General features: G+C 48.9%; 13 protein-coding genes. 1 reads left to right on the forward strand and 12 read right to left on the reverse strand.

The window, feature by feature from the left end; translation table 11 throughout:
• The 5 genes from H141_RS0107505 to H141_RS0107525 form a co-directional block, all read right to left on the reverse strand.
• Positions 1-191: transposase (locus tag H141_RS0107505; protein ID WP_019675638.1), on the reverse strand; the 191-nt coding region annotated here is incomplete at its 3' end.
• A gap of 173 nt (positions 192-364) precedes the next feature.
• Complete coding sequence (locus tag H141_RS0107510; protein ID WP_019675639.1) at positions 365-715, reverse strand: hypothetical protein; 351 nt, start codon at positions 713-715, stop codon at positions 365-367.
• Between the two features lie 11 nt (positions 716-726).
• The gene (locus tag H141_RS0107515; RefSeq protein ID WP_019675640.1) at positions 727-4,839 is read right to left on the reverse strand and encodes an RHS repeat-associated core domain-containing protein; all 4,113 of its coding nucleotides are present in this window, start codon (positions 4,837-4,839) and stop codon (positions 727-729) included.
• A gap of 229 nt (positions 4,840-5,068) precedes the next feature.
• Positions 5,069-5,998, reverse strand: coding sequence for an amidohydrolase family protein (locus H141_RS0107520; RefSeq protein WP_019675641.1), 930 nt, complete (start codon positions 5,996-5,998; stop codon positions 5,069-5,071).
• Entirely contained in the window at positions 5,976-6,704 is a 729-nt protein-coding gene (locus tag H141_RS0107525; RefSeq protein WP_019675642.1) for an SDR family NAD(P)-dependent oxidoreductase, read from the reverse strand. Before H141_RS0107525 ends, H141_RS0107520 begins: the two co-directional genes overlap by 23 nt.
• Positions 6,705-6,871: 167 nt before the next feature.
• Here H141_RS0107525 and H141_RS21120 point away from each other — a divergent pair, with 167 nt between their 5' ends.
• The gene (locus H141_RS21120) at positions 6,872-7,045 is read left to right on the forward strand and encodes a DUF3545 family protein (protein WP_019675643.1); all 174 of its coding nucleotides are present in this window, start codon (positions 6,872-6,874) and stop codon (positions 7,043-7,045) included.
• Positions 7,046-7,090: 45 nt separating this feature from the next.
• Here the strand turns inward: H141_RS21120 and ung are convergent, their stop codons facing one another.
• The 7 genes from ung to H141_RS0107565 form a co-directional block, all read right to left on the reverse strand.
• Positions 7,091-7,759, reverse strand: a complete 669-nt coding sequence (gene ung, locus H141_RS0107535) for a uracil-DNA glycosylase (protein WP_019675644.1) — start codon at positions 7,757-7,759, stop codon at positions 7,091-7,093.
• Entirely contained in the window at positions 7,756-9,036 is a 1,281-nt protein-coding gene (gene thrC / locus H141_RS0107540) for a threonine synthase (RefSeq protein WP_019675645.1), read from the reverse strand. The genes ung and thrC overlap by 4 nt, the downstream gene beginning before the upstream one ends.
• Before the next feature lie 2 nt (positions 9,037-9,038).
• Entirely contained in the window at positions 9,039-10,034 is a 996-nt protein-coding gene (thrB, locus tag H141_RS0107545) for a homoserine kinase (RefSeq protein ID WP_026349305.1), read from the reverse strand.
• Positions 10,035-10,039: 5 nt separating this feature from the next.
• Positions 10,040-12,562 (reverse strand): bifunctional aspartate kinase/homoserine dehydrogenase I, encoded by a 2,523-nt coding sequence (gene thrA, locus H141_RS0107550; RefSeq protein WP_276202885.1) that lies wholly within the window; start codon positions 12,560-12,562, stop codon positions 10,040-10,042.
• 189 nt (positions 12,563-12,751) lie between these two features.
• A complete protein-coding gene (locus H141_RS0107555; protein WP_019675648.1) occupies positions 12,752-13,720 on the reverse strand; it encodes a sensor domain-containing diguanylate cyclase in 969 nt (322 codons plus the stop codon).
• Positions 13,720-14,334 (reverse strand): hypothetical protein, encoded by a 615-nt coding sequence (locus H141_RS0107560; RefSeq protein WP_019675649.1) that lies wholly within the window; start codon positions 14,332-14,334, stop codon positions 13,720-13,722. The genes H141_RS0107555 and H141_RS0107560 overlap by 1 nt, the downstream gene beginning before the upstream one ends.
• On the reverse strand, positions 14,331-14,696 hold the full coding sequence (locus H141_RS0107565; protein WP_026349306.1) for a response regulator: 366 nt from the start codon (positions 14,694-14,696) through the stop codon (positions 14,331-14,333). The genes H141_RS0107560 and H141_RS0107565 overlap by 4 nt, the downstream gene beginning before the upstream one ends.
• Positions 14,697-14,808: the final 112 nt, after the last annotated feature.

Raw genomic sequence — 14,808 nt, forward strand, 5'->3', positions numbered from 1 at the left:
TCAGCAGCAAGCTCGGATTCACGGTCACTGGTCGTAGACTTTTTCTCGGCTGCTGAGCGCCAATTATATAACTGAGACTCATGCAGCTTCAGCTCTCTTGCTGTGGCTGCAACGCCAATCTTATCAGCTAGTTTCAGGGCTTCAGCTTTAAATTCAGCGGTATGGACTTTACGGACTTTCTTTGTTGACATTATTCACCTCGTTAAGCGATTGTACTCACTTAGCAAGGTGTCCAAAAGTGTTGGTACGGATCATATATTGAATTCGCCAATACTGGTTGTAATGGTAATCACTTCCGGCCGGCCGAGGTGGTCGCGTAGTACGAAGTAAGGCGCGACCACTTAGTTCCAATAATTTTTGAAGCTTACAAAATAGTGAACGAGAGTACCGTAATCAGTGCAAAGCATAAAATTGAAATGAAAAAACTTACATAACAGCCTATTTCAATGTTTCTTTGTTTTTTGAGTCTATCAACCAAGCTTGCCGATTTAATTTCGAGCCATTCATATTGCAGGAAGAATTTTGCTTCTTTAATGGCTTTCTCATAGGTTATATCAGTAATCCCTTTTGAAAATAATTCACTAACCTCGCTGGATTCTGAAGCTCTCAAGTCCTTTAAAATGCTCGCCCTGCCAGAATATACATAGAGCATTAAAATCAAAAAAGTAAAAAAGGAAGCGAAAAATAAATAGCTAAGCACTTCAATTATAAACATAAATTACATCCTTAACCTTTGCAGTCACTAGTTTTCTTGCAAAATGGGGCTGAAAACTTTTTAGCTGCTGTAATACCTGCTGTAGATGTGACGACCGCACCACCAACAACACCTGCGCCAGTTGAAACTGAAGCTCCAGCAGTGCCAGCATTAACGTTTCCTGATACACCTACGATTTTACCTACAGCAAAACTCGTATTAGTAGCAATACCTAAGCCATCACTAATGTTGCCTGATAAACTCTGGCCCACTGTACCTGAAACCCCGAAACCAGCACCTAGACCAACACCAATATAGGCGCTAACACCACCACCCAAAGAAAATGACCACGATGCTTCTGCACCTAAGCCAAGCCCTACACCAATACCAAGGTTTATATTGACGTCGCAAAGTGCAGCGATAGAAAATAGACCCGTTGGATCAATGTAACCTACCGGATTCCCCCCAACATACCCATAAGTATTGAAACCACCCGCTAATCCTATCGGGTCGCTCTGCAAATACCGGCCTGTAGTCGCGTCATAATCCCGAAAGTAGTTATACCAGCTTAGTTTTTCGGCGTCCCAGTACTGGCCGGGGAAGCCTATATTGAATTCGCCAATGCTAGTGGTTAATACCGACCGTTCAAACGCCTCCAACTTAGCCCGCCATACCACCGCTTTGCTTTGGTTGGTTATCACCTCGGGCCGGCCTAAGTGGTCATTGTGCACATAATACAGCTGGTTATTTAAAATATAACCCACTACCTGGCCCTGAAAGTAAATATATTGCTTAGCGGTGCCTTCGGCTAACAGCTGGCCTTGTGGGCTGTATATAAAGCGGGTGATATTACTGCCGACTTTTTTATACACCCGCTGGCCCAGCGCGTTGTATTTATAGTCGGTGGTGCCGGCTTTTATCATCCGGTTGTCGCTGTTATACACATAGCTAAAGTTACTGCCATTGAAGCGCTTTTCATTGCTGATATTGCCGTTGGCATCGTAACTGAATACCCGCGTTTGTGTACCACGGGTAACTTTGTCTAACCGGTTAGAGGCGCTGTTAATCGCATAGGTTTCAGCAATGGCGCCACTGCGGACTGTGCGGTTGCCCAGATTGTCATAGCTAAAATTGTGGTTACCCAGGCCGGTGCTGGTAATGCCGGTTAAGCGGTTTAGCTTGTCGTAAGTGAAATTTTGGGTATGTGATGAATTAATAAAATTATTAATCCGGATAATATTGCTGTTATTGTCATAAATATAGGTAAGCGCCTGCACCCCGACAGTACCAATAAAGTTTAACCGGTAGTTGTGGTCGTACGTTAAGGTACGAGTTAAGCCATTGCCATAATCCCAGCGCCGTACCGGGCCATTAGGGGCTTTAACTACGCCACTTAGTAAGGTACGGCTAACTCCGCCAACAACAGCAGTAATGCTGCTTACATCACCAAAGCTGTCGTAGTGGTAGTTTACCCGGTTGCCGCCAGGGTAAGTCAGGCTGCTGGGTCTGCCTTGGTTGTCATAGGCCCATTGGGTTTGATAGGACGTGCCGGCAATTACCGATGTCTGGCTTTGCAGGGCTCCCCAGGCATTGTATTGGTACCCGGTGCTGCCAGAATCATCGGTAAAGCTGGTCATTTTACCTGCGGCATTGCTGCCGGTATCGTAATACCAGTTTTGCACGGTGGTGTTAGCTTTGGTTTGTACTCTACCAAGAGCGTCATAGCTAAAACTGGTATTAATATTACGGCTGTCAGTACTTGAGTTAAGGCGCTGAGCGTCATCATAATCAAGATAACGGGTGCCGCTGTCCGGGCTGATAAGGCGGGTGGTTTGCGAGGCATCATTCAGCTGATACTGGGTTTGCTTGCCCCGCGCATCGGTTACCCGCTCTAAGCCTTTGGCGCTATGGGTAAAGTAAGTTATTTTGCCGTTAGCATCGGTCTGACGGGTCATCCGGTTTAGGGCATCATATACAAAGGTCGTGGTATTACCACTGCCATCGATTACCGATAAACGGTTGCCGTTTTTATCATAGGTGTAGCGAACTTTTGTTATGCCGTCACCATTTACCTGCCGTACCTGGCCTTGCTCGGTATATAAAGTTTGCTCAGTGTAAATAGGTTGCTCTTCATCTGTGCACCAGGTGCGGCCAGCTTCAGGGTCTTCAATACATACCTGAGTTAACCGTTCAGGGTCATACCGTTCCTCCAGAACCGGCAGATTTAACGCGTTGTACTGCAACAGGGTGCGATACAATTTGCCGCTTTTAGTCTGGCCGATATACGTTAGGCGGTTTGCAGCATCGTAATTAAATACCGAGCTGGCGCCACTGCTTTCGGTAACCTGACCCACGTTGCCAAAGCGGTCATAGCTATAGCTGACAGTACTACCTTCACCGCTTGCTGAATAAACGCTTTGGCTGCTCACCCGGCCCCGGCTGTCGAAGGTATAGCGCTGCTCAGTGCCGTCCGGATAAATAATCCGTCTGGCATTACCAAACGTATCAAAATCGGTAAAAGTAGTGGTATGTCCCAACGCGTTAACACTACTGGTTAGCAAGCCAAGGGGATTAAAGTACTGAGTAACAGTCTGATTATCGGAAGAGGTAATAATGACCCGTTTGACTAAGTGATTCGGATGATACTGATAGCTGTAAGACGTGCGGTACGTCTGGTTGTCGGTAACAGTTTCTGTAAAAGTGACGTTTAAGCGGCTATCCCAGCCAAAATTTTGCTCTGAAGTGGGCGAGGTGATTGTTGTTACCCGATTTAACGTGGGATGCCAGGTATAGCTGTACGTGATGCTTTCAGGTTTGGTGTCGGCATAGGTCGTGCTGGCCAGCTGCTGACTACTGTTATAAGTATAACGGGTAACATTGTTATTCCAGTCGGTTTCGGTAAGCTTGCGGCCTGAACTGTCATAGGTAATGTTAGATGCCGCTGCAGCGCAGTGCGCACTGGCTAAGCGGCTTGCCCCGGTTAATTTGCGCTCACCCGCAATATTTTGATAGTTATAAAGCGTCTTATGGCCTAGCGGATTGGTTACCGTATTCTGGCTGCCGCTAAAGCTAAACTGGTAACGGTAATTGTTATTGGCATGGCGACTTTCGGTGTAATGACCACTAGGCTGATAGGTGAACCACGAGTAGCGAGTGCCGGAAATCGATTTACCGGTCAGGTTGCGCCAGTACTGGCCCTCATAATGGTAGTCATGGTAGTTGCCGTCCGGGAACTGCGCTTTACTCAGCATGCCATTGCTGTTGTACGTAAAACTGTAGGCGTTATTGGCATAGTCCCTTACTGTGGTAACTCTGTCACCTGTCCATATAAGAGTAATTTGCCGGCCATTACTGTGCTTAACCGAGGTTAATTTACCATTCGTATAATTAAACTGATGCCATACCCCGTAAGAGGTTATTACGCCATTGCTGGCAACGCTGTCAGCCCTGTCAGCAAAGGAGCGATGCAGCAACTGGCCAGCGGCATTATAAATTTCTGTGCTGTTATCTTCTTTACGCAAAATATAACGCTGAGCGTTCTCGTCAAAATAGATATAATTTTGCCGGTTGTCACTTACCCAAGCGGGACGGTTGCCTACATGAGGAACCGGAAAAGTTTCAGCAGTTTTTAAACTTAGCTTACTGCTACCGTAATTAATTGTGGCGCCCGAACTGGTTACCTGTAACTTAGCATCCAGGTTACTGCGCCAGCCCTCACCCAATATTCCGGCGGTATAATTTTGACTGCTGTAATAACGGACAAACTGCAACGGATATTGCTCTTTGCCACTGAAATCAAACTCAGTTTCTGTTTTGGTGCCGTTGGAAATTTGGATAGGATTACCGGCACCACAGTCGTCACTGTCACCATCTTCGCCATAGTCCTTTTTTATGTTGTCTGCCACCCGGCGTAAATCATCAATTGCTCTGGCCATACTTTGCTGTGTGCCCAACCAGCCAGCATCAGAAAGATTGTATAAATTGCTTTTACTTACAGGCCACCTTATGCCCTGCACCTTGATATATTCTAAATTTCCTGCCGGTTCAACAACAAAGGTATCACCATCTGCCAAGGCGCTAGTGCCAATCACGCAGTTGCTGATAACTAAGGTAAGCGCCGAAATTTTTATTTTATTTAAAGCCATACAGATCCTTGGCATTACTGCTCAGTTTTATTAAAAGGGGAGACATGCTGATTTCCAGCAACGCATTATTTCGTTTTCTGTCATTCTTGAATTGACAAAATACTGATAAATTGCTGATTTTTATTTGGTAATGGCTATTTAATGTACAAATTGCTTTTATATGACTTAGACACATAGCCTTACGGCCGGAGATAGAAAAACTGCAGCTAAGGTTTACTAATCGGGTTGCTTACTTAGCGTTAATCCCATAGCAGGCTCTGGCTGTGCCAGCACTTAATTGCTGCCAGCCAGCGCTGCTAAGCCCCAGATTGGTCAATAACTGGTAATAGCGCTGCCACAATTGCTGATAACTGCCCTGCCATAAACATAATGGAAAATTACTGGCCAGCATCAGCCGCTCGACCGGCCACTCGCTGAGCACGGCAGCGAATACCTGCTGCTGCCAGGCGGGGTCTGCGGTACTGTAACGGCCGGCATTTAACAGCTCCCAGCCAGACAACTTCATTGCCACATTCGCCAGGGGTGCCAGCAGCTTAATCGCCTGCTGCCACGGTTGGAAATACTCAGGCAATACTAAACCAGCATGATTCAGCACCAGCGTTAAATCCGGAAACTGCTGTGCCAGCTGCTGAATTCTTGCCACATTTTTTGCATTTACCAGGCTACATTGCACCTCCAGCACCAGCTTATGCTGTGCCAACATACCAGCGATTTGCTCCAGCTGCGGCGCATGCAGCCAGCGCTCATCATCACCTTCAAAAATATGGCGCACCCCGGCTGGCTGATAGGGCAACAACGCCTGCAAATTCGCCAGTACCTGTTCAGGCGCCAGGCTGCAATCTAAAAAGGCGACTGCTTTATGGGGCAAGCTAAGGCGTTGCCCGGCCAGCCAGGCCAGCTCACGCCGGGGTGCACTGTTATCAAAACCGGCTTCAATATGCACCAGCCCAGTCAGTTTAAAGGGTGCTGCCAGCTCAAGCTCTGCCACTGAGTAATCTTGTTGCAGCAGGGCCTTATCCGGCCAGGCAGGCGCATTGGCGCTTTGCAGCCAATAGTACTGGCCGGCACAGAGTTGCCACAGGTGTAAGTGCGGGTCAACAATATGCAACACGTCCGGGTGCGTCATATCGCAGCGCTTACTGACATGTATAGCCACCATCAATCAGCTGCAGGCTACCGGTGATAAAACGGGCATTATCGCTGGCTAAAAAGGAAACCAGTGCCGCTACTTCCTCCGGCTGCCCTAAACGCCCCAGGGGTTGCTCTGCCGCTTCATCGGCCACCACGGCGGCTTTATCCGCACCACTGTTGGCACAGTAGCGGTCAATCGCCTGATGAAACAGCGGCGTTTCAATGGTGCCCGGGCACACTGCATTAACCCGGATATTAAAGCGGGCATAATCCAGCGCCGTGGTTTTAGCCATGGAGGCCAGCGCGTGCTTGGTCAGGTTGTAGGCAAAAGAATTTTTCTTGGCGATCAACGCCTGATCTGACGCCAGCAACACAATAGCACCGCTATGTTGCACCCGCATCTGCGGCAGCACCGCTTGCAGCGCCGCATAAGCGCCTTTAACATTAAGGGCAAACAAGGCATCCAGCGTGGTTTCATCAGTCGCTTCAATATCGGCACTCAGATGACGGCCGGCATTAGACACCAGCAAATCAATGCGGCCGGTTGTGCTCAGAATAGTCTGAATAACGCTTTTGACTGTTGCGACCTGGCTGACATCGCATTCCCGGAATTCGCCAAGCTCGCCGGGCACAATATCCAGGTTAAACACCTGATATTGTTCATTTAATAACTTCTCAACTATGGCATAACCAATACCCTGGCTCCCACCGGTAACAATAGCGACTTGCTTCATGCCGTATCCTTTGTCAGTTCTTAACCAATAGCATCATAAGCTAAGAACGCTTTTTTTTAAATTTTTACCATGGCTGTAACGCTGTTGTCACTTAACTATTTTATTTTGCAACGAAGTGTGGTAGAACTTTCGTTGAAAATAACAACAACATCAGCAGAGGCCGTATTATGGAAAGCTTCGAAGAATTACTGAACATGTTGGAACGCCCGGCAGCAAAACCTAAAGCTGTGAAGCGTAAATGGCGCGAAATTGAAGAACTAAAAGAGCGTCACCGTCTGAAAAAAGAACTATGCGATATAGACTGGACCATAGAGCCTGAGCTGGCCGATATTGAGTTATAACGCTAACGCCCAATCAATGATTGGGCGTTGTTGTTTTAGTATCAGCTAGCGACAAACCGAATGCCAGTTGATGGCGGCGCGGTTGCTGTCTTGTAACAAGCTATTGGTTTGCAGAAAATGGCCGCAGCCTAAAAACCCCCGATGCGCCGATAATGGCGACGGGTGTGGTGCCGTCAGAATATGATGGCGCTCGCCGTCAATCAAGCGGGCCTTTTTCTGGGCATGACTGCCCCACAGCAAAAATACAATGCCCTGGCAATGCTGGCTAATGGCGCTTATTACCTGATCGGTAAATTGTTCCCAGCCCAACTTGCGGTGTGAGTTAGGCTGGTTGGCAATCACCGTTAGCACCGTATTCAGCAATAACACCCCCTGCCCAGCCCAGCTTTGTAAATTGCCATGGCCAGGCGGGCGAAAATCAGCATATTCCAGGGCAAGCTCTTTATAGATATTAGCCAGCGACGGCGGTACTTTTACCCCATCCCGCACCGAAAAAGCCAGCCCATGGGCCTGATTCGGACCATGGTAAGGGTCTTGTCCTAATACCACTACTTTTAACTCGGCCAGCGTGGTCAGTTTAAAGGCATTAAATACATCAGCTTGCGGCGGGTATATTACCGTACCGGCACTGCGCGCCGCCGCCACTTCATCCAGCAGCTTGCTGAAATAAGGCTGTTGCTTTTGCTCACCTAATAGTTGTTGCCAATCGGTCATGGGCTTTTTAAGGTCCTGATCACCTGCTCAAGGGCTGCAAAGTCTGCCGCAATATCGATACTAAGTCCAGACTCGGCAGCACAGGCAGCCAGAGCTGGCGGTAAAGCAATAGGGCTACCCAGAATATTCTCTACCTGCTCTTTAAACTTTGCCGGATGCGCAGTAGCAAAGAAAATACCAATCTCATCAGCTGCCAGGCTGCGTTTTAATGCTTTGTAGGCAACAGCAGCATGCGGCTCGCTTAAATAACCTAACTGCCACAACTGACGCACTCCAAGCTGGGTATCATCTTCATCGACCGCTACTGCTTCGATATCATCCCGGTTGATCATACCCTGCGCCAGCAATGCTTCTACCCGTGGCCAGTTATTGGGAGCACTGACATCCATGGCATTGGACAGCGTAGCCACCGTGGCCTTGGGTTGCCACTGCTGGCTTTGCCAGTAGCGTGGCACAGTATCATTGCTGTTGGTGGCGGCAATCATCCGCTTTATCGGCAAACCCATGGCTTTGGCAATCAGGCCGGCAGTCAGGTTACCGAAGTTACCACTGGGTACTGAGATCACCACCTGCTCCCGTTGCGCGGGCGGCACCTGCGCTAAGGCTTCAAAGTAATAACAAATTTGTGCAAACAGCCTGCTGATATTAATGGAGTTGGCAGAGGTAATATTAAATTCCTCAACCAACGCTTTATTATCAAACACCTGCTTCACCAGTGCCTGACATTGATCAAAGTCACCGTCAACTGCCAGGGTGGTAATGTTGTCGCCCAGGGTAGTAAACAGCTTTTCCTGCAGGCTGCTGATTTTTCCTTTAGGGAACAGAATAACCACCTGCACCCCACTCTGGCGATAAAATGCATGGGCTACCGCAGCGCCGGTATCGCCCGAGGTAGCGGTAACAATAGTAGTCGGTTCGGGTTGAGCTTTAGCCAGCGCCTGCGCCATAAAGCGGCCGCCGAAGTCTTTAAACGCCAGGGTTGGCCCGTGAAACAATTCCAGGGCACTGACGTTATCCGTTACTTTTACTAAAGGTGCCCCAAAGGTAAAGGCGCGGTCCAGCATGGCCAGCAACTCAGCTTCCGGCAACTCATCACCCATTAACGCTGCTAAAATTTTGCTGCTGCGCTCAACTAATGGCAGCGCCAGCAAAGTGTCAATATCCAGTTTTGGCCAGCTGGTCGGAAAGAATAAGCCCTGTTGCTGACCCAGGCCCTGGCGTACCGCCTGTAAAAAGCTGACCTGCTCGGTCGCTACTTTTAAATTTGTTAATTGCATTTTTAGTTCCTTTGGCCTGAATCGGCAGATGGCTGTGGCAGCGCTCTGGCACCGGCAGCTGATAATTGGCAAATCCGGGTGCAGGCATCGGCATTTTTAGCATAATGCTGCTGCAGGTATGCTGCAGCCTCAATGGCAGTATCATCATCCGGACACAATGCGAATAAGGTTGGTCCCGCACCGGATATACCCAGATGCAACACTCCTTTTTCCGTCAAAGCACTGCGCAGCACCGGCAGTTCAGGGATCAGCGGCGTGCGCGCCGGCTCGGCCACCAGATCCTGCAGTGCAGCAATGGCTTCGTCTTCATCCTGACAATATAACGCACTGACAAAGCGGCTTAACATGCCGGCAAACTCAATACTATCAGCCAGGCTAAGTTGTTTTGGCAATAAGGCCCGGGCGGCCTTGGTAGATAACACTGTGCCGGGGTAGCTTAACACCACCCGCCAGTGGCTGAACCAGGGTAACGCCCGGCTGACGTTGCTACTGCCCGGCAACATCAGTTGTAAACCACCGAGATAACTTGGCGCCACATTGTCATAATGGATACTGCCACTAACCCCTCCCTCAGCTTTTGCCATTAACTGCAGTAATTGCGGTTGCGATAATGGCTGACCAAAATACTGATTGAAAGCATAACAGGCAACGACAATAGAACAGGCACTGGAACCCAGACCGCTGCCCACCGGCAGGTTTTTCTGCAAATGCAGCGCCAGCCGTGGCAAGCGTTTACCGACTGCCTGTTCAAAGGCATAAAAACAGCTTAATACTAAATTTTCGCTGCTATCTACCGGTAACTGATGGCGATATCGGCCGCTGATTTGCAGGCTAAGCTCGCTCTGCTCAGCATGAATTTCCAGCACATCGCCAAATAGCCCGTCGTCTGCTGGCTCACCTGGCAGCGGCTCAAAGGCTGCACCCAGCAAATCGAAACCAACTGAGAAATTACCGGTTGAAGCCGGCGCAAAATAACGCTGTATTGTTGGATTGGTCATCGTCATTACACCTGCTGCTGCCAGCTTAAGGTACGCATAATATCGCTGAATACCCCAGCTGAAGTCACCGCAGCGCCGGCACCATAGCCACGCAGCACAAATGGAATGGGCTGGTAATAGCGGCTATGGATAGCCAGGGCATTTTCACCATCTTTTACCTTGGCCAGCGGGTGATCCTGGTTCAGTGCCTTAATAGCAACCTGACACTTACCATCGCGAATTTCTCCAATATAGCGTAGTACCTTACCTTCGGCTGCCGCAGCTTTTACCCGCTCACTAAAGGCAGCATCCAGCACAGGCAAGCGTGCCATAAAATCATCGGTACTGCCGCTGCTATCAAAGTCTGCCGGTAATACCGGTTCAATACTGACATCGCTAAGCTCAAGCGCCATACCCGCTTCACGGGCCATAATGAGCAGCTTGCGGGCCACATCGGTTCCGGATAAATCATCGCGCGGATCTGGCTCTGTAAAACCCATTGCTTTAGCTTTTGTGGTGACGTCAGACAGGCTGGCACCCGCTTCTAATTCACCAAAAATGTAAGACAATGAACCAGATAAAATACCCTCAAACGCCAACAACTCGTCACCGGCATTTAACAACCCCTGCAAGGTATCAATAACCGGCAAGCCGGCGCCTACCGTAGTTTCATACAGAAAACGCCGCCGTTGCTGCTGCGCCACCTGGCGTAATTTCCGGTAGTAACTCAGGCTTGCGGTATTAGCTTTTTTATTTGGCGTTACCACATGAAATCCCGCGGCCAGAAAATCAGAATACTGGCTGGCAACAACTTCGGCGCTGGTGCAATCGACTAACACCGGATTGGTCAGATGTTGCTGCCGGACAAAGTCATTCAGTGCAGCCAGTGAAAAGCTGCCTTGGCTTTGGTTAAGATCTGCCTGCCAGTTACTCAGGTCAACCCCCTCTTTGGCCAATAATACCTGGCTGGAATTGGCAATGCCGTACACCGTTAGTTTCACCTGGCGCTGCTGTAAAAAACTTTGCTGGCGCTCAATTTGCGCCAGTAACTCGGCGCCCACTACGCCACAGCCCACCAGAAACACATCGATACTCGGAATATGGCTGAAGAAGTTTTCATGGCATACCCGAACTGCATCTTTACACACCGCTTGCTCAACCACCGCTGAGATAGAACGCTCGCTGCTATCCTGGGCAATAGCGACCACGTTAACCCGTGCCTGCGCTAATGAGGCAAAGAATTTCGCTGCCACACCACGATGCTGGCGCATGCCATCACCCACCAGGCTGACAATCGCCATATCGGCCAGAATACTGACTGGTCGCAGTAAGCCAGTCTGCAGTTCCAGCTCAAACTCCTGCTCCAGCGCTTTTTGCGCCCGGTTTAAATGCAATTGCGACACACAAAAACTGATACTGAATTCTGATGACGACTGGGTAATTAAACTGACTGAAATTTGCGAGCGGGCCATCGAGGCAAACACCCGGCTGGCCATGCCCACCACGCCTTTTAAGCCAGGGCCAGATACGGTAAACAGCGCTAAATGCTCCAGGCTGGAGATGCCTTTTACCAGAGCTTCACCATCACCGCTGACATCTATGCAGGTGCCTGGCGCAGCCGGGTTTAAGGTGTTTTTGATGTAACAGGGGATCTGATAGCGCGCTAGTGGGCCAATGGTTTTCGGGTGCAGTACCTTAGCCCCAAAATACGATAATTCCATCGCCTCATCATATGATAAGCGATCAATCAACCGGGTTTGTTTTACCTGACGCGGATCAGCACTGTACACCCCATCAACATCGGTCCAGATCTCACAAGCTTCAGCCCGGATACTGGCCGCCACTATTGCCGCTGAATAATCTGAGCCATTGCGACCAAGTAAGGTTGGTTCGCCCTGGCTATTGCTGGAGACAAAACCGGCAATCACATAAACCGCAGCGCTTTGGTTGGCGATAGCCTGTTGCAGAGTCAGCTCTGAGCCTGCAATATCAGCACTGGCATTTAAGTAGTCACCCTGACTTTTGATCAGGCTTACCGCATCCAGTGCCAGCGCATTCAACTTGTTTGCCACAAGCAATGCGGTCATTAACGCCACACTGAACTGCTCACCCAGACCAAGAATTTGCGCTTTAATATGGTCAGGACAGTGCCGCAGCAAACTAATGCCCTGTAAATGCAACGCCAGCCCTGCCAGCTGTTGCTGCCATAATGCCTGCACCTGGCTTACCTGCTCTGCAGATAAGCCTGTTGCCTCGTTAAGTAACTGCTGATAACGCTCAGCCAGTGCGGTTAACACGCTCTGATAATCAGATCCCAGATAAGCCAGGTCGGTCAGTTCTACCAGCATATTGGTCACGCCCTGTGGTGCCGATAGCACCAGACAAACCGGCCCGGCTGCTGCCTGACGCTGCACGATTTGCGCAACTTCGGCAAAGCGTGGCAGTGAAGCCAGCGACGAGCCGCCAAATTTTAGCACTCTCATTTTATTACTCCTTGCGCATCGAATTAGTCGTTTTATTGTTATTGCCGACCAAGGCCAGGTAATCACCTGTTAACGTTTAAAAAAAAGGCCCGTGACATTTGAGGTCACGGGCCTTTTTACAGACAACACACCGCCGACCTCCTACCCCGAAGGGTTGGTGGTAATAATAATGGTGGTGAGGTCTGCTGTTTTTATTTTCATGGTAACCACTATGCACAGACTTATAGACGTCTGTCAAACAAAAAATAACCGCGACTACGCTTTTACCTTTTTAAGGGAATCTATCAACTCAGGATAGTAAGTCACCACCTGATTGCGGCCATTGCGTTTGGCCTGATACAAGGCTAAATCGGCGTGCTGGATAAGTTCATCAGCGGTAACAGCTGTACTGAACTGGCTTACCCCAACACTGACGCTGGTCATCAATTGCTGTTGCTTATAGGCAATGGGCGTAGCAGCTACCCGCCGGCATATCCGTTTAGCGACTTCGATAGCGCCTTCCAACGGGGTGTCGGGCAAAATAATAGCAAATTCTTCGCCACCATAGCGGCCAAATAAATCAGTTTCCCGCAGCAAACTGCCTATTAACTTAGCTACTTCAATCAACACTATATCGCCAGCCTGATGGCCATAGTCATCGTTTAAGCGTTTAAATTTATCTAAATCGAAAAACAACAATGATAACGGATGCTGGTAACGGCCGGCACGCTGCACCTCTACCTCAAGCTGCTGCTGCCAGTAATTCCGATTCAGCACACCGGTTAAACCGTCCAGCCGGTTTACCTGCAGCAACTGCAAATTGCTTTGCTGCAGCTGGCTTTGATAAACATAAGCGTCGGTAGCATCTTCAATCAGCAAACAAACAAACTGCTCACCAGTACGGGGTTCTGTCAGCGGCAACATATTGCAGTTTTGCGCCATATACTGATTGGCGCTGCTGACCGGTCGTAAATGCGGTAATTTGAACAGATACTGGCGTTGTTCCCAAGAGCTAAACGCCGGACTTTGCAAGGTAAGCACACTGTTTAATTTGCGACTAAGCCAGGCTTTAGGTGCATCTGCAAAAACACTGAACAGATCTTTACCCTGCACCAACTCCAGCTGAATATCAGCCCGGCGGCAGATATAAGGATTTATATAAACGATTTGCAACTGATTATTCAGCAGGATCACACCACTGTTCAGTTGTTGTAGTAACGGACCGGACAGCCAGTCAATATTCATCAGAATTCCGCCAGCACCTGGTCCAGAATGGTTTTCAGTTTAAGTACCGCTTCACCCGGGATCAGTAGAATCATATTACAGTCAAAACTGTAATCAGTTAACTCGTAACGAATATCCACTTTTAATGCCAGCTGCCAGTGAAAAGCAGTTTGCTCCAGCTTGCTGATAAAGTCATTATCGCGCGACGAAATTATCCTCGGTGCCGCATAGGAGAAACTGTTGTCCAGCTGTTCTGCCAGACCATTTAAAAAGGTGGTAGTTAGAATAGAGCTGATATCGGTCAGCATTTCCGCTTCACTGGTAGCATCGTCGTCATAGCCCAGCAAGGCAGCTATTTTACCGGCATTCTCCAGCTTATAAAGCAGAATAGTTTCACCACGCAACCCACCGTCACCAAAAAAGCCCAGGCTAATCATCGAGCTGTTCAGCCCCTGATACTGACCACGAAACTGCTCTGGTATTTCAGCGGCGTTCACTAAGCCAATAGCCGGAACCTGCAAATGAACAAAGGTATTCAGGAAACGAGCCAGTTTATCGCTGGCCAGTCCCATCGCTACATTAATCAGTTCCTGCAGGCAGTCACGCTGCTCTTCAGTAAAGCTCAAGTCTGTCATATCAAGCCATATTTGTGCATCACTGCACTGAGTTTGTCGGTATTAACCGGCTTCTGAATAAAGGCCAATGCACCGAGATCCATTACCCGTTTTTGCATTTCCGGCTGAATATCTGCCGAAACTACGATTACAAAAACATCCATTTTTTCCGCTTTAATAGCCTCCAGCACACCAACGCCATCCAGCTCCGGCATGGTCAGATCCAGAAATACCACACCGATCTCCTGACCGCGCAAAACGGCTAACGCCTCCAGGCCATTGGTAGCAGTTACAACCTCGGCATCAAAATCGGCTGGCAGGGATTTTTTCATTTGATTGCGGGCTAAAAGCGAATCGTCACAAATTAAAGCGGTTAAAGCCATCAGTACTGCCTGTTTTAAGTTGTATTTATGCATCTGTTGGCTAAAAAATATATACAGATGACCGCCATAAAGCAATAAGCGGGCAATAATTAGCACGCTTAAATAACTGCCA

Source organism: Arsukibacterium perlucidum DSM 18276, from assembly GCF_000382165.1.
Taxonomy (GTDB): Bacteria; Pseudomonadota; Gammaproteobacteria; order Enterobacterales; family Alteromonadaceae; genus Alishewanella; species Alishewanella perlucidum.

Bases quoted from the DNA above. Each gene is read 5' to 3' on its own strand.
- H141_RS0107510 (WP_019675639.1), bottom strand. From the start codon at position 715: ATGTTTATAATTGAAGTGCTTAGCTATTTATTTTTCGCTTCCTTTTTT.
- H141_RS0107515 (WP_019675640.1), bottom strand. From the start codon at position 4,839: ATGGCTTTAAATAAAATAAAAATTTCGGCGCTTACCTTAGTTATCAGC.
- H141_RS0107520 (WP_019675641.1), bottom strand. From the start codon at position 5,998: ATGGTGGCTATACATGTCAGTAAGCGCTGCGATATGACGCACCCGGAC.
- H141_RS0107525 (WP_019675642.1), bottom strand. From the start codon at position 6,704: ATGAAGCAAGTCGCTATTGTTACCGGTGGGAGCCAGGGTATTGGTTAT.
- H141_RS21120 (WP_019675643.1), top strand. From the start codon at position 6,872: ATGGAAAGCTTCGAAGAATTACTGAACATGTTGGAACGCCCGGCAGCA.
- ung (WP_019675644.1), bottom strand. From the start codon at position 7,759: ATGACCGATTGGCAACAACTATTAGGTGAGCAAAAGCAACAGCCTTAT.
- thrC (WP_019675645.1), bottom strand. From the start codon at position 9,036: ATGCAATTAACAAATTTAAAAGTAGCGACCGAGCAGGTCAGCTTTTTA.
- thrB (WP_026349305.1), bottom strand. From the start codon at position 10,034: ATGACCAATCCAACAATACAGCGTTATTTTGCGCCGGCTTCAACCGGT.
- H141_RS0107555 (WP_019675648.1), bottom strand. From the start codon at position 13,720: ATGAATATTGACTGGCTGTCCGGTCCGTTACTACAACAACTGAACAGT.
- H141_RS0107560 (WP_019675649.1), bottom strand. From the start codon at position 14,334: ATGACAGACTTGAGCTTTACTGAAGAGCAGCGTGACTGCCTGCAGGAA.
- H141_RS0107565 (WP_026349306.1), bottom strand. From the start codon at position 14,696: ATGGCTTTAACCGCTTTAATTTGTGACGATTCGCTTTTAGCCCGCAAT.